General features: G+C 51.5%; 12 protein-coding genes and 1 rRNA gene. 7 read left to right on the forward strand and 6 right to left on the reverse strand.

Going from position 1 to position 17,885, the window contains the following annotated elements; translation table 11 throughout:
* Together rrf and QOL41_RS10380 are read left to right on the forward strand one after the other, a co-directional pair.
* Positions 1-84, forward strand: a 5S ribosomal RNA gene (gene rrf, locus QOL41_RS14270); the annotation flags it as partial.
* A gap of 254 nt (positions 85-338) precedes the next feature.
* Positions 339-4,625, forward strand: a complete 4,287-nt coding sequence (locus QOL41_RS10380; RefSeq protein WP_283429698.1) for a fibro-slime domain-containing protein — start codon at positions 339-341, stop codon at positions 4,623-4,625.
* A 7-nt stretch (positions 4,626-4,632) separates the two neighbouring features.
* Here the strand turns inward: QOL41_RS10380 and QOL41_RS10385 are convergent, their stop codons facing one another.
* The 3 genes from QOL41_RS10385 to aroC all read right to left on the reverse strand — a co-directional run bounded on the left by QOL41_RS10385 (position 4,633) and on the right by aroC (position 8,172).
* Positions 4,633-6,096 (reverse strand): hypothetical protein, encoded by a 1,464-nt coding sequence (locus QOL41_RS10385; protein ID WP_283429699.1) that lies wholly within the window; start codon positions 6,094-6,096, stop codon positions 4,633-4,635.
* 64 nt (positions 6,097-6,160) lie between these two features.
* A complete protein-coding gene (locus QOL41_RS10390) occupies positions 6,161-7,033 on the reverse strand; it encodes a tetraacyldisaccharide 4'-kinase (protein WP_283429700.1) in 873 nt (290 codons plus the stop codon).
* A 56-nt stretch (positions 7,034-7,089) separates the two neighbouring features.
* Positions 7,090-8,172, reverse strand: a complete 1,083-nt coding sequence (gene aroC / locus QOL41_RS10395) for a chorismate synthase (RefSeq protein WP_283429701.1) — start codon at positions 8,170-8,172, stop codon at positions 7,090-7,092.
* 105 nt (positions 8,173-8,277) lie between these two features.
* On the opposite strand from aroC, the gene QOL41_RS10400 reads away from it, so the two are divergent.
* Positions 8,278-8,865: a hypothetical protein gene (locus QOL41_RS10400; protein ID WP_173653692.1), complete on the forward strand. Its 588-nt coding sequence runs from the start codon at positions 8,278-8,280 to the stop codon at positions 8,863-8,865.
* A gap of 89 nt (positions 8,866-8,954) precedes the next feature.
* Here the strand turns inward: QOL41_RS10400 and QOL41_RS10405 are convergent, their stop codons facing one another.
* Together QOL41_RS10405 and QOL41_RS10410 are read right to left on the reverse strand one after the other, a co-directional pair.
* Positions 8,955-9,611, reverse strand: a complete 657-nt coding sequence (locus tag QOL41_RS10405; protein ID WP_173653691.1) for a potassium channel family protein — start codon at positions 9,609-9,611, stop codon at positions 8,955-8,957.
* Positions 9,612-9,628: 17 nt separating this feature from the next.
* Positions 9,629-11,020, reverse strand: coding sequence for a TrkH family potassium uptake protein (locus QOL41_RS10410; protein WP_163438974.1), 1,392 nt, complete (start codon positions 11,018-11,020; stop codon positions 9,629-9,631).
* 67 nt (positions 11,021-11,087) lie between these two features.
* Here QOL41_RS10410 and QOL41_RS10415 point away from each other — a divergent pair, with 67 nt between their 5' ends.
* The 4 genes from QOL41_RS10415 (at position 11,088) to QOL41_RS10430 (ending at position 15,612) form a co-directional block, all read left to right on the forward strand.
* On the forward strand, positions 11,088-11,990 hold the full coding sequence (locus tag QOL41_RS10415; protein WP_283429702.1) for a bile acid:sodium symporter family protein: 903 nt from the start codon (positions 11,088-11,090) through the stop codon (positions 11,988-11,990).
* Positions 11,991-12,042: 52 nt separating this feature from the next.
* Positions 12,043-12,795, forward strand: a complete 753-nt coding sequence (locus QOL41_RS10420; RefSeq protein ID WP_283429703.1) for a DNA alkylation repair protein — start codon at positions 12,043-12,045, stop codon at positions 12,793-12,795.
* Positions 12,796-12,850: 55 nt separating this feature from the next.
* Entirely contained in the window at positions 12,851-14,755 is a 1,905-nt protein-coding gene (locus QOL41_RS10425; RefSeq protein WP_283429704.1) for a glycoside hydrolase family 30 protein, read from the forward strand.
* A gap of 92 nt (positions 14,756-14,847) precedes the next feature.
* Positions 14,848-15,612, forward strand: coding sequence for a hypothetical protein (locus tag QOL41_RS10430; RefSeq protein WP_283429705.1), 765 nt, complete (start codon positions 14,848-14,850; stop codon positions 15,610-15,612).
* A gap of 401 nt (positions 15,613-16,013) precedes the next feature.
* On the opposite strand, the gene uvrC is transcribed toward QOL41_RS10430, so the two are convergent.
* Positions 16,014-17,873, reverse strand: a complete 1,860-nt coding sequence (gene uvrC, locus QOL41_RS10435) for an excinuclease ABC subunit UvrC (RefSeq protein ID WP_283429706.1) — start codon at positions 17,871-17,873, stop codon at positions 16,014-16,016.
* Positions 17,874-17,885: the final 12 nt, after the last annotated feature.

Raw genomic sequence — 17,885 nt, forward strand, 5'->3', positions numbered from 1 at the left:
TTCCCTTTCCGAACACGGAAGTCAAGCCCCTCATCGCCGATGGTACCTGGCCTACGGGCCCGGGAGAGTAGGTCGCCGCTGGATTCACGCCCCTTTCACTGTAAACAGTGGAAGGGGCTTTTTGTTTTTATACCGGATTACCCGCCCGCGTCATGCTGACGAAGGTCAGCATCGGCTTCTCGTGCCAACGTAGGGTACTTGCGGATTGTGCTTAACACAACGTTTTTCTGTTAAAAAGCGCATAATTATTCCGATTTGGAATAAAGAATATATTTTATAGATTGGAGTTGTTTGTGCGAGAGAATGGAATAGTCTTTCGTAATTAAAGGAATGTGTTTATGAAGCATTGGGTTTGGGTTGTTTGCTCTATCTTATTCTTGTCCGTCGTCGCGCACGCGACGCTTACGGTGCATATTCAGTCGCCGTGGCGTAACGATTCTTCGAAAGACGGCTATTTCTTGCATATTCTTGGCGGAGCAGGTGGCGGCTATAATCCTTCTTTTGGTGCCGGTTCTTCGACAATTACTACGGATGAAGGCAACGGCTGGTTCAGCTATACCTGGAACAAGAATGTGTCCGATTTTCAGGACTGGGAATCCTTTACGGTAAGCATTTATCCGAACACTGCTGACGGAAATTACAACAACAATAATGGCGAACAATGGAAGGAAGGCGGCGAATTCAAGATGGGTACGCTGTTCGGCACCGATGTCGAAGTCTGGCTTTATACCGATCCGACCGACAAGAGTTATACCAAGTCGTTTGTGGCTCCGGGGTCCAAGATGGTGTGGTTTAAGAGCCCCTGGGGTAACCGTGCGCTTCCGCAGATGATTTTCGGGACTGATTCCGTGATGATGCGATTTGCTTTTGATGATAAGTCGAGTTGCGGTTGGTTTTATGGCGCGGTTTCGCCGGCGATGATTGCTCGCAACCCGCTGCAGTCCGCACACTTTATTCGCTTGAATACGCCTTATATGGCATACCCTGCCCAAGGGGTGGTGGAACTTGCTGCCTACTTCGACATGATGGATACGGTTTTTGTGGATGGTACGGCTGCGGACCTTACCATTGATTCCAAGATTGGTTCGCTTGGCGAGTGTTTTGATTCTACCCGCGTGCTGCATATTTACCACCCGTGGCGTACGAATTCCACGTTCAAGGACAGCACGGTCTACATTACTGTCGGAAACAACATCATCAACAATCCTGTGGCAACCGAGAAGGATGTGTATCCGTATTGGTATCGCTATGAATTTGAGCCCGCGACAGTGAATTCGGCGAACTGGAGTTCTTTTATGGCGGTGTTCAATATTTACCGTCGTCAGAATGAGTGGCCGCAGGTAACGTATTTCCCTGAAAGCAAGCGTCCGCTGGCTTCGCAGTTGTTCCCGACTGGCGTTTACGAAACTTGGCTGTTCACGAATAGCAGTGGTGTGCTTGATCTTTCGTTTAGCCCGCTAGAACCGAAGACAATTCGCTTGATGAGCCCGTGGGACAATATGTCTCCATCGATGATTGTGGCTGACGAATTGGTTCGCATGGGGCCGATTACGGCAAGTCCGTATGATTCGAGTCAGAGTGATACTTGTGGCTGGTACCAAGGCACGTATTACAAGCATACGGACGATTGGGGTGTTCAGTTCAGACAGTCCTTCGGTACTGATTTCTATAGCCTTGAGGGCCTGATGGGCGAAGGCAAGGAAGCTGGTACTCCGATTGCGCTTGATTCCATGGTGGCGCTCTATGACACGGTGTGGGTTTACCCGTATCCGCTTTCGAGCAGTGCGCCCAAGTTTAGCGAAACGTTCCCTGGCCGCTTGGGCATTTGCCCGACCATGAAGATTTCGGCGATGATTCTGGACTGGGCCGGCGAATCGTATAATGATGCAATTGATATTGACTTTGGTGGAATTTACGGCGGTAACGAATATACGACGGTTCTTCATGGCGGTTCTGAATACAAGACTTGCGGTGGGCATGTGCTTGGCATGGTGCAGGACACCTTGAGTGAACTCGGGCTCCCGCTGCGTGTGGATTCGCTTGCATTCCCGTGGGAACAGTGCTCTGCTGGCCGCGAAATCGACAAGTGGTTTATTCCCGAGGTCTTGGCGACCGATCCTGCGACGGGCCGCGAATACACGAATGCGACCTGCCGCGACATTGACTTGGTGCTTGATGCCGAAGGATTCTGGCTGGCCGACGTGACGGAATCTCCGAACGGCTGTAACGACCCTGTGAATCCAGGATTCTACCCGATTGATGATTTTGAATATCTGGATTCGGCCAAGACGATTAAGAACCCGAAATTCGACTGGGATATTCAAGGCTGCAAGCACAACTACAGTTTCTCGATGAAGATCAATGCGCAGTTCAAGTACGTTCGCGGTCAGTATTTTGAATTCCGCGGTGACGACGATGTGTGGGTGTTTATCAATAACCGCTTGGTCGTAGACATTGGCGGTTGCCATAGCCCTGTCGAAGGCGCAGTAGACTTGGATACGCTCGGACTGACCGAGGGCAAAGAATATCCGTTCCAGATTTTCTTCTCGGAACGTAATGCGACCGGTTCGAATTTCAAGATGCGTACCTCGATTAACTTGCAGACGCAAAAGACTTATTTCCCGGTCGAAAAGAAAAATTCGAAGGGAATTATCGAGTACGAACTTTTGCAGTTGCTGGTCGATGAATCTTTAAGTTGCGATGTGTCGAGCGTTTCGAAAATCGATACGACATACGCGCAGTCCGTATTCCGACTGGTGGGCGGTGGACTCCCTGCCGATGGCGTGCTGCTTGAACCGGGCCTAAATTACGGCGGTATTTTCATTAGCGAAAACATGGCTGGTTTCTCAATTGATACTTCGGCCTTTGTGAATTCGCGTACGCTTAGCCCGGGCCAGTATGTGCTGATTTGCTATTTGGCTGCCGACCAGAGCCAGTATCAGATGATTCCGTTTACGGTGCCAGAATATCCGCTTCCGGACATTGCGTTTGTGGATGTGTTCCATGTGACCGATTCGTTGGTGTTCGATCCGAAGGGCTATACGCTTCGTGGAACTTTGCTTGGACTTGACGACGGCAAGAATGATACGTTGCTTGCGCATGTGACTTACCCTGATACAGTGCCGCTTAAGATTGTGTTGCTGTACGGAACGACGCCGTGCGGCGAAATGCTTGCTAGCACGAATGTCAACTGTGTCGCGACTTTGAACGTGAAGACGAAATATCCGCTCAGTTTCTTGGATGCGAATAACCAGCGCGTTACAACGATTACGACTGATTCTACGGGCTACGCGAGCTTCTACGTAGTGGGTGATTCTGCTACGGTCAATGCCTTCTTTACGATTGAAGGCGAAGGCGTTGCAAATAGGATTCATTGGACTGATATTCATTTCAAGGAACCGCCGGTGCCGTTTGCAATGAAGGCATCTATGTTCGATGTGAATGGCGATGGCATTCCGGATAGTCTTTCGATTCCGTTTAGCAAGGCGTTTGACAAGGTTGTACCCGATACGATTTCGTGGGCATTTGGCGGGACTCAGTTCCACACGACTGCGGGACAAGATAATATTTGGCCGCTTGTAGAACAGGAATCTATAATCACCCTGTTTAATCCTGATGGACTTCGCGAAGATGTATTCACGGGTGTATCTGACCAGATTTATTCGGGCTCGCTTTTGTACCATTACACGTACACTGACGACGACTCTTTCGAAGAAGTCAAGCTTTCAATGAACACCTCGATTGAAGACCATGTGGCTCCCATTATTTTGAGTGCCACGATTGAGCCGAAGTCAGAGGACATTAGCGTTGTGACGATTAATTTGAGCGAAGGCACCGATGATAAAACATTTGATGCAAAGACGGCTTTTGTGTTCTATCGTGATTCTGTGAACTTTATGGATTCGCTAACTATTTCGACGTATATCAAGAATTCACAGGGAAATGTGTATAATTTGTACTTCCATCGTACGGCGCAAACAACGCTTCCTGAAGTGGGTGACTATGTAAAGCTGATGCCTGGTGAACTCAAGGACCGTAGTGGCAATGCGGCTCATGCGAACAATCCGAAGGTTCGCATTGTGGGTGAACAGCGTACTGAAATTAAGGCTCCTGGTGTAGTGACTATTTCGGGCGATGTCGAGAAATGGCCTTATAAGGATCCGATTGTGCCTGTGGTGGTGCCGTCGAACAAGGGCGTCAAGGAAATTATCGACAGCATTGGCAAACCTGGATTGTTGTTGAACTTTAATCTCGGTGAACTTGCGACATCGGCCATTATGAATTTGCCGAGCGATGCGAATAAGGATTCCGCTCTTGCTCTCATCAAGATTAACTGGGAAAACTATTACTTCTCGCATTTGGGCGATTTCGTAAGCAAGGTTACGGGAACTGTTGCCTGTAACGATGCGAAGGTATTCTACAATGCTGAATCTCCAGAAAAGTCGAATTGCTACGACAATCCTGGCAACCTGTTCTTTGAATGGAATGCCCGCAGCGACAAGGGCCGCGTCGTTGGCACGGGAGCCTATATTGCGAAGATGAAGGTGAAAATCAAGAACGGCAAGGAAAAGGCTGGCAGCAGTGATGATACCTTTACAATCGGTATCCGCCGCAGCAAAAAGTAAGCCTTAATTACTTGGTCGGGGCGTTGAATAGCTCGAGGGTTTCCTTGAGCTTAGTCGCAACGCCGTTGATTTTGTTGAAAGTCTCGCTCAGTTCAGTCTGGAACTTATCGAAAATTTCGAGATTGCAGAACAAGTCATTGCGGTATGTCTTGTTTGACTGGTAAAGATCGCGCAGCGAGCGCAGAATCTTTGCCTGCTGTTCCATTTGAGATTGTGCCTCTTTTTGGCAAGCTTCAAGGTTAGCGCGCTTTTTCTTAGCGACTTCGGGGTCGTTTTCGCGAAGAATGTAAGTCGGGAGCGTTGCAAAGTCTTCGAATTTTTCCGGAATGCTGTTGCCGTTTCTAGAATTGTTGTTGCGAAGGCCCACGCCCTTGATGGCGGAGTCGATAGAAATGGTGCAGCTTGAAGTTCCGTGGTAATTGCAACGCACGTGTTTTTCGACTCTGCGAAGCTCATTGTACGGGTTGAAATCTTCGTTGGTTTCAACGTATTGCAACGGTACATACAGCGGGGTCTGTTCGCCTGCAACTGTAATACGGTAGCAAATGCATTGCTCTCCGTTGAATTCCTTGGTTTCGTACAAATTGTTAGAACTGTGCATCATGGCCTTCACTCTGCGGTAAAGGGAGTCTGCATCGTAAGCTTTTTCGACAACGCCAGCGAGGTCTTTGAACAAGACCGATTTGACAATGTTGTTGAAGTTGTCCATGATGACACTGTTCGAAGTGGATCTGCCCCAAATCGATGTGCCAAGGAACAAGGCGTCGGAGAAGGTGGTTTCCTTGCGTCCGTTAAAGAAGGCAATAGTGCGGACAATGTTTGCAAGCGAGAGCCACTTGCTTATGGGAACGTAAATAGCGTTTTCAATGCAAAGTTCGGAAAGCTTTCCGATAATAGTCATGGTGTCCGGAGACAAGACGACTTTCTTGATTTCTTCGCTCCACTGCTTTTTTTCTTCTTCGGAAATAGTGTATTCTTCGGGAACCTTGAAACTGCTGTTCAGACTATGGTTCTGCAGAAGCATGCACAGCGAATCCGAAGAAAGATTGTCGGGCATGTAAATCGTGAGCGTAATATCGTCTGCGATGTCGGCGCGGCCCATGGCGTTCTCGGGGCGTACATCGCTGCTGAGAATGAGCATGGAATTGTCCCTGTTTTGCAGGGCGCTCCGCACACTGTTTTTCGTGATGTCGTCAATCGGATTGAAGTCCTTGAACCAGATGAGGTCATAATCGTCGAACGATGCCGGAAGATTTTGCGGCCGGTTGTCGATTTTGAGGACGTTCGTTTTTTTGAAAGCCGAAAGCAGGCGGTTCACCATGAAGTTCTTGCCCGAACCAGAACGACCGTACAGGTAGAACGATTCGTTGTTGATGGCGGCGAGGAATCCGAGTTGGAGCCGATCTTGTCTTTCAGGAAATTCCTGGCAAAGAGCTTGCATCAAGTTCTGGATACGGTTTGTGAGCGTCATGATTTCTTCCTTCTTTCTCTGAAATATAAAAACTAGGGAAGAAATTTGAAAGGGGTAGACGGGCTTAGAGCAGAATTTGGGTGGCTTCGGGAGAAATTTCTGTTGTCTGCGATGCAACGAAAATTAGCGAATTTACATTTTTTTGAATAAATTCGGCGGGGAGCCTAGCGGCGTCTTTTTCAGAAATCACAAAGGCGTCTTGTGGGTTCTTTTGAAGGATTTGTTCGAATTGGGCGGCAAACGATTTGCTGTGATCTTTAAAGAAGAACTGGCGTTCGATTTCGATTCCGAAATTTTGAAGGTCTTTGCAGAAGCGTTCAGGGTTGCCGAGACCGCATGCAACGTTTGCTTTTTTGTGGTTGAATTTTTCGCCGGTGGCGTAGTGCAATACTTTATCTACAACAAATTTTACGGCCGGATTTCCGCCGTCACACCTTAGTATGCGGACCATAGGAGAATCTAGGTCGTGGTCTTTCGCAAGGCTGCGCATTTTACCGTAGGGCCAGAGTTCCGAAATCTTTGTGGGTAGGGGTTCCCACTGCAAGAGAATGGTGATGGCTCCGACCAAACGGCTGTCTTCGAATCCGTCGTCACAGACAATGCAATCGAACTTTTGCGAACGGTCGAGCTCATGTGCCAAGCGGTAGCGGTTGCGGGTTGCGAAAACTTGGATGCGCGCGTTGTCTGCAAATTTTTGACGGAGCATGGAGACCTCGTCGAAGGCGTATTCGTGGGCGAGGAGTGCCACCGTTTTGCCTTGGGCGGCCAGGTGATTGCAAAGCCAGATGCTGAAAGGCGTCTTACCTGCACCACCGGTGCGAAAGCTCCCGACGACAATCAGCTTAGAATGCTGGAGAGGAGCGCCCGGCCTAAGGCAGAGCGCATGATGCAACAGGTATGCGGCACGATAGCAGAGAGCTAGAAAAAGACGAAGCATTTCATTCTTCTTGCTCAAACCTCATACCTCAAAGCGGCAACGCCGCGACCTCGTTCCTACAAGCAATTTCTCTTTTGCAGCAAGAACAAGTCTGCGAGCACGAGGGCTGCCATGCTTTCGACAATCACCGGCGCACGGACTGCAACGCACGGGTCGTGGCGACCGCGGGCGGCAAGCGTTCCGTTTTCGCCACCGCGGCCAGCAGTCTTTTGTTCCTGCGAGATTGTGGCGGTCGGCTTGAATGCCATACGGCAGTAAATGGGTTCGCCGTTGCTGATTCCGCCGAGGGAACCGCCCGCATTGTTGGTGCGGGTGTGGTAGGCGTGGCCATCAAAGTAAAGTTCATCGTTGTGCTTGCTGCCGTGCATGCGGGCCGAGGCGAAACCGCTTCCGATTTCAAAACCCTTGCAGGCGGGGATCGACAGCATTGCCTGGGCGAGTAACGCGTCCAGGCGGTCGAACACCGGTTCGCCCAGCGCCACCGGCGGATTCTTGACCAAGAGGCATACGGTGCCGCCAATGCTGTCTCCGTTTGCGCGGGCATCGAGCACGGCTTGTTCCATCTTGGCGCTTGCGTCCAGGTCGGGACAACGCACGGGCGAAGCTTCAATCTGTTCGAGCGTGAGTTTGTTCAGGTCTAGGGGACCGCAATCGACTTCGCCAATGGAATTCACCCAGGCGATGATTTCAGTGTTGTTGACCTGCTTCAAAAGTTTCTTGGCGACTGCACCTGCGGCAACACGCCCGATGGTTTCGCGGGCAGAGCTGCGTCCACCGCCGCGGTAGTCCCTGAACCCGTACTTGAGGTCGTAGCACAGGTCGGCATGACCCGGGCGGTACCATTTCTGGATTTCGGCGTAGTCGTGACTGCGCTGGTCTTCGTTAAAGACGGCGAAAGAAATCGGGGTTCCGGTGGTTTTGCCTTCGAAAACGCCCGAAAGGATCTTAACCTGGTCCTTTTCGTCGCGGGCAGTGGTCATTTTGCCCTGCCCGGGGCGGCGGCGGTTAAGTTCCGCCTGGATTTCATTTTCGGAGATTTCGAGGCCTGCGGGGCAGCCATCCAGGACCGAACCGACGGCCGGACCATGGGATTCGCCCCAGGTTGTAACGCTAAAAATTTTGCCAAAAGTGCTTGCCATGAGTCAAAATATAGATAATCGGCGTTTTTTCTAAGAAAATATCAGATAAGGACTTACCAACATGGCAAAGTTTACTATCTTTTACAAAGATTCTAGGAGAATCCTGTGAAACACTTTGGATTTATTATAACGATTTTGACCCTGCTGCTTTCTCTGGAAGCGGCCGCCCAACGTTATAATGACTTTGCGGGTATTCCCTTTGGTGCCACCCGTGAGACCGTTATCGAAGAGGTGATGAAGCTCGGTTACGAGCCGTATGGTCAAAGTGGCGAAGGCGAACGTGTCGTCATTCCGGTATTTATGTTCGGTGAACTGCCGGTCCAGGTTGACTTTATTTTTAACAAGAACGACAAGTTCTACTCTTTTGAAATTCGTACCGGTCGTGTCGAACGCGCCCGTTTGAATAAGTCTTTTGAAGCTGTAGCTTACATGTCTGAACAGTTTACGCTCAAGTACGGCAAGCCCTCGGGCAACCCGGCGATTGACGAAACTTCGGCCCTGAAGGAAAGCATTTTGAACCTGTACCAGCAGTGGTTCTCGCAGAAGGTGTTGAATATTTACACCGGACTGGTGCAGAAGGAAGGCCGCTACTTTGCAGTAGGTGCCGTAACGCACCGCAAGCTTGCAACCGAAAAGCGTTCGGGTTCGAGCCGTTCCTCGGAACGTGCCGCCTCCACAAAACCGGTATTCTAGTTTATCTGTAATACGGATTGAAAAGTTTAAAAGCCGACGAACTTCGCCGGCTTTTATCATATTTGGCCTTCGGGACCAGCCCGTTTGGGCTAGGTCTTGAGCTTATCCAAAGCCTCGTTCGGGCCAATCACGAACAGCACGTCGTTTTCCTTGAGTACGTAGTCGGCAATGTTACCGATCTTGGGGGTGCGTTCCAGCGGGTCGCGAATAGCGATCACCTGGATGCCGTACTTGTGGGTGAGTGATAGGTCCTTGAGGGTCTTGCCGAGGAATGCGTCGGGGCAGGCGATTTCCACAATCGAGAAGCCTTCCATGAACGGCAGGTAGTCGAGCATGTTCGGGCGGTTGAGCCTTTCAGCCAGCGAAATGGCCATATCGCGTTCCGGGTGGAAGATGTCTGCCACGCCGAGCTTTTCAAGGATAATCGTGTGGGCCGGGCTGCTGGACTTCGCGATAATGTGCTTGACCCCCAGTTCCTTGAGGTTCAGAACCGTCAAAAGCGATGCCTGCAGGTCTTCACCAATGCAGCAGATAACGCTGTCCACCTTGGAAAGCGGGAGCGACTGGAGCTGCTTTTTACGGGTGCCGTCGGCAACGACTGCCTGGGCAACCTGGTTCGAAATATCCTGGATTTTTTCGGGGCTCGGGTCTACGACCATCACATCGTGTCCGAGTGCGGTCAAATGACGGGCCAAAAAGTAGCCCGTGTTTCCAAGTCCGATTACTACGAATTGTTTAGAAGCCATGGCCTAAATGTAGTAACTTAGCCGACCATGATGTCTTCTTCGGCGTACCACATGCCCTGCTCCTGCTTTTTAGCCACTGCAGAAATCAGGAACAACGGGCCCATACGGCCGACAAACATCACCGTGCAAATCACGATACGGCCTGGAATCGAAAGATCTGGGGTGAGACCCATGGAAAGACCGCAGGTGCTGTAGGCGCTTGCCACTTCGAAGAATACCTTGAGGAACGAAACTTGCTCGATGGAGTTGCCGGCGGCCTCGGTTTCGAGCAACACGAGGGTTGCCACCACCACAACCACGATTGCCACCACGAAGATTCGCACAGCCTTATCGACCGTGGTTTCGGGAATGGTTCGGCCAAGAATCTGGGTCTTGTTGCGGCCCAGCAGGCGGTTAAATCCGAGCAGGAAAATCACGGCGGTGGTTGTCGTCTTGATACCGCCACCGCAGCTACCCGGGTTTGCACCGATCAGCATGATAATCACAAAGAAGAACAGCGAGCCCACACTCAAGCCGGGCACGTTTACGGAGTTCAGGCCAGCGGTACGGCTGGTGAATGCCATGAAGGCGCTCGTTTCCAGCTTTTGGCCGAAGTTCAGGCCCTCGAAGGTGTTGCTCCATTCGCTGAACATAAAGAAGAGAATGCTCACGAGAACGATAATCAGGGTAAAGCCTGTGGCAATGTGGGTATGGAGCGATACCTTGCGGATAGCGCGCTTCTTAAAGTCGAACAGGTAGCGGATTTCGGTAATGGCCAAGAAGCCGAAACCGCCGGCGAGCGCGAGCACGCAGGTGGTAATGTTCATGAGCGGGTTCAGCTGGAACCGTTCAAGTGAATCCGGGAACAGGGTAAAGCCTACGTTGCAGAACGAGCTTACCGCCTGGAACAGACTGCAGAAAAGGCGGTCGTAGAGTTCCATGTCGCTAAACTGCGTAAAGTACACCACAGCGCCAATGGCTTCGAGTAAGAAGGTAAAGGGGAGCACTGCTTTCAGGATTCGGCCGGCATCGACGTTACCTTCCTGCGTGTAATTTGCGAGGAGGGCTGACTGGTGGTTGAATCCCGGGTGCATACCGGCAAGCAAGATAATCACGGTAGAAATCGTCATGATTCCAAGACCGCCCGCCTGCATCAGGACTACGAGAACCCAGTTGCCAAAGGTGGTAAAGCTTGCGCTAATATCGATAGTGGTAAGGCCGGTAACGCATACGGCAGACATAGCCGTAAAGAACGCGTCGAGTACACCTACCGGTTCACGCTGCGCAAACGGGAGCGACAACAGGAGTGCTCCCAAAGAAACCAGCGCGAGGTAGCCGGACACGATCATCAAAATCGGGTTGCCCGACTTTTTCTTGACTTCGGCCTTCTTTTCCACGAAGTCAAACGCTTCGTACCTAGAACGTAACATGGGCGTAAATATAGAAATTAATCCCCATCTTGCCTAGGTTTTGGCGGTTTTCTACATTTGGGCCCGTATGAAGAATTTGCGTGCCATTTTGATGCCGATTGCGATTTTACTCGGGATTTTGCTCCCGCAGGCACACGTGCTTTCGCCGTTAATGCCGTTTTTGATCGGTACCATGATGTTTTTGACGTTTGTGACTAAAATTCCGCCGCAAACGCATGGTTACACGTTTAAAATTGAAATTCGTGCACTGATTGTGAGCTTGATTCTGGTGGCTGCCATTGCGGGCATTGTAAAACTCTTTGACCTTCCGCGCGAAGTGCTTTTGGGTGGTGCGATTATTGCGCTTTGCCCGCCTGCAAATGCAGCCCCTGCCATGGCCAAAATGCTTGGCGGTTCGGCCTCGCTTGCCTTGAAGATTTTCTTGAGCGGAAACCTGATTGCATGTTTTTCGATTCCGCTGGTGTTCGGTTACTTGACCGGAACAGAGGCTGGCCTAAGCGAAATTGCGATGAAGATTTTCAATACGATTCAGCCGATTATTAGCATCCCGCTGGCGTTTGCGCTGGGTCTGCGAGCTTTTTACCCGGAACTTGCCGACCGCGCCGCCAAATACCAGAAGTACACGATGTTCGTGTGGACGTTCTCGGTGTTCGTAATTTTGGCGAAGGCGAGCTACGACATTCGCGAAATGGGATTCACGGAACTTTGGAATAGCGGTAAACTCCCCATGATGGCGGGAATTTCGCTCATTCTCTGCATTCTGCTTTACGCCCTCGGCTGGTATGTCGAAAGGAACCGCCGCCCGATTGAAAGTGCACAGAGCATGGGGCAAAAGAATACCACACTCGTTATCTGGATTGCCACGTTGTATGCGGGCCCTGTGGTGGCGCTCGCCCCGACATGCTATGTGGTGTGGCAGAACCTGGTGCTCAGTTATCTGAGCGCAAGGATCAAACCGAAAAAAGAATAATTATATTTCTCATTGCGCAAGCGCATCGCGACAATCCAAAAGTGGGGGCGTAATGAATCATGCAGAACTTGTTAAGCGCCTGTTGGCTGAACAGGATTTAAAGTACCGCGACTTTCATGCGTCGCTGTTGCCGAACATCGACAAGAAATCGATTATCGGCGTGCGCGTGCCCACAATGCGAAAAATTGCGAAGGAGTTTGCCGCAGGCGCGACTCCTGCCGAACTCGGTAAATTCCTCGACAAGCTCCCGCACAAGTATTTCGAAGAAAATCAAGTGCACCTTTTTGCGGTTGAACGCATCAAGGACTTTGATGAATGCCTGCGACGCATTGAACAGTTCTTGCCCTACATTGATAACTGGGCCGTATGCGACGGCAAATCTCCGAAGGCTTTGCTCAAGGACGAAAAGCGGTTCGAGTCGTGCATCGAAAAATGGCTCAAGTCAAAGCACCCTTACACGGTTCGCTTCGGCGTGAACATGCTCATGAACTTTTTCTTGGATGAACGCTTCAGCAAGGAACATTTGAAACTTGTTGCCGCCATCGATGAAAATCGTTTCGACGACGATTCGACAGGCGCTGCGCTGGCTTCTGTAAATGCCGCCCGTCCCACCGACCGCTACTACGTGCAAATGGTTATCGCTTGGTACATGGCAACCGCCCTCGCCAAGCAATGGGACGCAACTTTCCCCTACATCAAAGGCCGCAAACTTTCGCCCTGGATTCACGCAAAATCCATCCAAAAAGCCTGCGAAAGCTACCGCATCACCGACGAACAGAAGAAAATCCTGCGCGGGTTGAAATAATTCCCCGAAAAGTCCACATTTGACATTCGCCTTGTTTTAGGATATATTTAGAACCATGAAAGGATTGGTTCGGTTTTTTACTATTTCTAGCGCTGCAGTTGCATTCCTTGCAAATGGCGCCATGGCACAAACTAAGGTCGTTGTAGACCCGGGCAAGCGCTACCAGGTTTTCGAAGGTTGGGGTTCCAGTCTTTGCTGGTGGGCCGTAAAGGCGGGCGCCTGGAGCGAGGCGAATCGAAGCAAGTTGATTGGTGCGATTGCGGACCCTGATACGGGTCTTGGCTACACGATTTTCCGTTACAATATTGGTGGCGGTGACCAGCCGGGGCATAATCACCTCACGAAGGGGGATGGCGCTGCTGCGGTGCCCGGTTACAAGACTACCGAAAGTGGCGATTTTGATTGGACGGCGGACCCGTACCAGCGTAACATTGCGTTTGAACTTGCGAAGCGCGTGAAGAACCCAATTTTCGAGGCGTTCAGCAATTCGCCCCCATGGTGGATGACCAAGAGCGGGTGCGTTTCGGGTGGCAACAATGGTGCCGACAACCTGAAAGAAGATTACTTCGATGATTTTGCCGACTACCTTTCCGAAGTGGCGCTCCATTTCAAGAAGGAATGGGGGATCACGTTCCGTACGGTGGAGCCATTCAATGAGCCGAGTGCCGGCTGGTGGAAGGCGAATGGTGATCAAGAAGGTTGTGGCTTCAAGAATAATCAGTCCAAGATGATTGTGGAACTTGGCAAGGCGCTCGTTGCGAAGGGCCTGTTCCCCGAGACTTCGGTGAGTGCCGCCGACGAGACGAATATCGGCGATGCCTTGAATCAGTTCAACAAGTACAGCGGCGAAGCGCTTTCTTACATGTTCCAGGTGAACACGCACAGCTATTCCGGCGGCGACAACCGCGCAAAGCTTTTCAATGCGGCGTTCGCGAAAGACAAGAAGGTTTGGCAGTCCGAAACGGGCCCGCTTCACAAGAGCGGCGACGAGAACATTGCGCTCTGGATGGCGGGCGTGATTTTGGCGGATCTGCGCGACATGAAGGCGAGCGCCTGGGTGGACTGGCAGATTGGCGACCCGGCCGAGAACTGGCGTAGCCTCGCGCTGAACCACAGCAAGCAGACTTTCAGCCCGAATGCGCGTTACTACATGCACGCCGCATTTAGCCGCTACATCCGCCCGGGTTCGCGCATTATCGATAGCGACAACGGCAACACGCTCGCGGCGCTGCGCGAAGATGGCGCCTTGGTGCTCGTGGTTCGCAACAGCGGCACGAGCGACGTGAAGTATGAATTCGACTTGCGCGGGTTTGACAAAATCGGCGCAAGCGCGAAGGTGGTGCGGTTTGAATTGCCGGGCAGTTTGAAGGCGCAGTCCGATATCGCGGTGTCGGGTAAGACGCTTTCGATGACGGCGCCTGCTCAGACGATTACGACGATGGTCATTGACGGCGCCGAAGGTGGCGTCTGTAAGCCGGATACAATTATCCCGTACGTGAAGGTGCATGACGGCGGCTGGAACGAGACGACCGATGTTCAAGTGAATAAGGGCGACTCGCTGGTGATTGGCCCGCATCCGTGGGAAGGTGGCCGCTGGGTTTGGAGTGGCCCGAACGGATTCGCTTCGACTGATCGCGAAATCCGCTTCAAGAATCTTGACGGAAAATCGAGCGGCTACTACAAGGCGGTCCACACGAATGCTTCGGGCTGCGAAGCCTCCGTAACCATCAAGGTGGTGGTCGATGACCCGGAAAATCCGTTCGTAGAACCGGATACGACTCAGGAAGATTCGACGACGGCAATCAGGAACCGTAATCTGGCGGGCTTCGAAATTGGGCCGAACGAACCGATTCAGGTCTTTGACATGCAGGGACGATTCTTGGGCAAATCGCTCAAACTTGCTCCGGGAACGTACCTTGTCCGTCAGGGAATCCGCCTGCAGCAGGTTCGAATCAAGTAGTATTACGCCATTATCAAGTGGTATTACGCCATTATTTTGCAAAAAACGAAGAGCTTTCTTATAAAAAGCATAAATTTTGCTATCCTTTATTCATGCTTTTACAAACAACAGCTCAAAAAATCGTTTTTTCTATTCTCGCCCTTTTCCTGCTGATTACGGCAGGTAAGGATTGGTTTGACTTTTATTCCTGCGGCGCAGTAAGCCAGTGCCTCTCTGATGCGGGCACCCTGCAGCTTTACACCAAGTCGGTCATGTCGACCATGCTTACGGTGCTTGCTTTTATCACGGCATCGAGCGCATTCTCTGGCCGCGACGGTAAGCTGCTGCGTGCAGCATTTGTGTTCTCGTTGCTTGCAGACTATAGCTTCAGCCTGCTCAAGGCGACCGTCGCCGATGTAGGAACCCTCAGCACCATTCTCGGAATCAGCTTCTTCATGGTTTTCCAGGGCATCTTGATTTACAGGCATTCCCGCAAATCCGAAGACGACAAGAGCATTCCTAAGATCTATGCGCTCTTGGCTGTGGCCGTTCTCGCTGGCATTGCTTTGATTGCTACAGGTACTTTGGGCCTCACCGTGGCCGTTGTCGTGGTTTATGGCGTCTTCGTCATTACCTCGGTGATCATCGGTATTCTTGCGCCGCGCAAGGGCTATTTCCCGGCTGTAAACGCCAAGTTTGTCTGCTGGGGCATGGTCGCCTTCTTCTTGGGCGATGTGTGCGTAGGCCTTTCGATGGTCACGGGTGACGATCACAGCGCACTGCAGTCGGTTGCTGAAATCGCAAACAACCTCATTTGGTGGTTGTATGTGCCGGCACAGCTCATGCTCATTCGCGCTTGCGTCAAGCCGAAAGCTTAAATTGCAAATCAGCCTATATTAAAAAGCACCCTTTTAGGGTGTTTTTTTATTTGGAAATTTTGTCAGGGTACAAAAAAGGCATCCCTCACGGTGGAACACTCGAAGCTACTCACTTAAAAATGATAGCAGTGCCTCGGGGCTTTGTTTTTCGCGTCGATGCGCGCCTAAACTGAACACCAAGAGCGACGAGCTTTAAAAATACTGTTAGATCGGGCGTTAATCCGTGGGATGCCTTACCCGTAATATAGACAACTTGAGGGGCAAAAGCAAGCGAAAAAACGAAAATTATTTTTTTGTCCTTTTAAAATAAACGATAAGTAAATAATTCTTATCCTTGCTTGGCGAAATTAGTTCATAAAGGTCGTTTTTATACAAACGAGCCCTACTCCATTTTGGAATATTCAGCCTTCTGTGTCGGGAGTGATAAATTCGGTAACATATTTTGCGACTTGGTCGCGTAGGTTGTTTCCGCGGACCTTTCCGAGCAGAATTTCGATGTCTTCGATGGGGGCGGCCATGAACGCTTCGGCGCTTCTGTACTTGCTCAAAATCTTGACGCGGGTTTCGTGACCCACACCAGGCATCTTGAGCCATTCGACTTCCAAGTCCTTTTTGCGCTTGCTGCGTTGGTAGGTAATCGCGAATCGGTGAGCCTCGTCGCGGGCGTTCTGCAAAAGCTTTAGCGCAGGGCTGGTGCGGTGCAATACGATGCTCTTGCGGTCGTCGGGGAACACGATTTCTTCGAGGCGCTTGGCGAGGCCGATGAGCGGTAAATCCTGATCGTGGCCGAGTTCTTTCAGAATCTGCATCGTGGCGTCTACCTGGCCTTTACCGCCGTCGCACACCCACAAGTCGGGCATGGGTACGCCCTCGTTTTCGAGCCTGCGAATGCGGCGGGTCATCACTTCGCGCATGCTCGCGAAGTCGTCGACGCCTTCGACAGTCTTGATGATAAATTTGCGGTAATTGGCTTTGTCGGGGCGCCCGTTTTTGAAGGCCACAAGGCTTGCCACCGTGTTCGTGCCCGAAAGGTGAGAAATATCCACGCACTCGATGCGGAACGGCGTCTTTTTAAGCCCGAGGACTTTCTGCAGTTCGAATACGCTCTGGTCGATTTCGCTGTACTTCTGCACTTCGGCGCGCATTTCTACCAGAATCATGTCGGCATTGGCCCCAGCAAGCTTTAAGAATCCGAGCTTTTCGCCGCGCTGGGGCGTGCTGAAAGTGACCTTTCTCCCTGCCTGTTTGCTGAGCGCCGCTTCGAGTTCCTTGCGGTCATCCGGCAGCACAATGTCGGTTGCGATTTCGGCAGGGATCAGGGGCGCCTCCATGTACCACGGGAGCACCATCTGCCTGAATATTTCGGTTTCGTCGTCTTCGAGCTTGCATTCGAGCCGGTAATGCCTGCGCCCCATGAGCACGCCTTTGCGGTATTCGAGAATCACGGCCGCGGCCATATCGCCGTTACGGCGGAGCGTTACCACATCGAGTGACAAGTTCGGGTCGCTGGTGTCGGTCTTCTGGTGCGTGCCGGACGCTTGCAGCGCCTGAATGGCGTCGCGCTTTTTCATGGCGGTTTCAAAGTCGAGCCGTTCGCTCGCTTCTTCCATTTCGCGCTGCCAAAGGTCAATCAGGTCGTCGCGCTTGCCTTCGAGCATGAGCCTTGCGTTTGCGACATCCTTGGCGTATTCCTCTTGCGTAATGAGCCCCGCACACGGTGCACTGCAGCGCCCGATGTGGTAGTTGAGGCAAGGGCGCACGGGGTGCTTGGCCGGCAATTCCATGGTGCATTCGCGAATCTTGAACAACCTTGCCGAAATGTCAATCAGCTTGTCGATGTAGCGCGAACCCATGTACGGGCCATAATACTGGCGGCCGTCCTTCTTGACAGAGCGAGAAAGCGAAAGCCGTGGGAACGGTTCCTTGACCGAAAATGCTAGGTACGGAAAGTGCTTGTCGTCTTTCAGGAGCACGTTGTACTTAGGCGTGTGCTTGCGAATCAGGTTCGCTTCTAGAATCAGCGCCTCTTGCTCGCTCTCGGTAATAATCCATTCGATGTCCCGAATGTAGGGGAGCATGAGCGTTGCCGCGCGGTGGCCGTTGTGCTCGGAGCCGTCGAAGTAGCTGCGCACGCGGTTCTTTAGGACTTTAGCTTTTCCAATGTAAATGATTTTCCCTTGGGCGTTCTTCATGATGTAAACGCCCGGCCGGTCCGGCAATTCCGTCAGTCGCCGCTGTATATGTTCATTTACAGAAATCATTTGGTTTTTGTG

The organism is Fibrobacter sp. UWB10, assembly GCF_900182935.1.
Taxonomy (GTDB): Bacteria; Fibrobacterota; Fibrobacteria; order Fibrobacterales; family Fibrobacteraceae; genus Fibrobacter; species Fibrobacter succinogenes_O.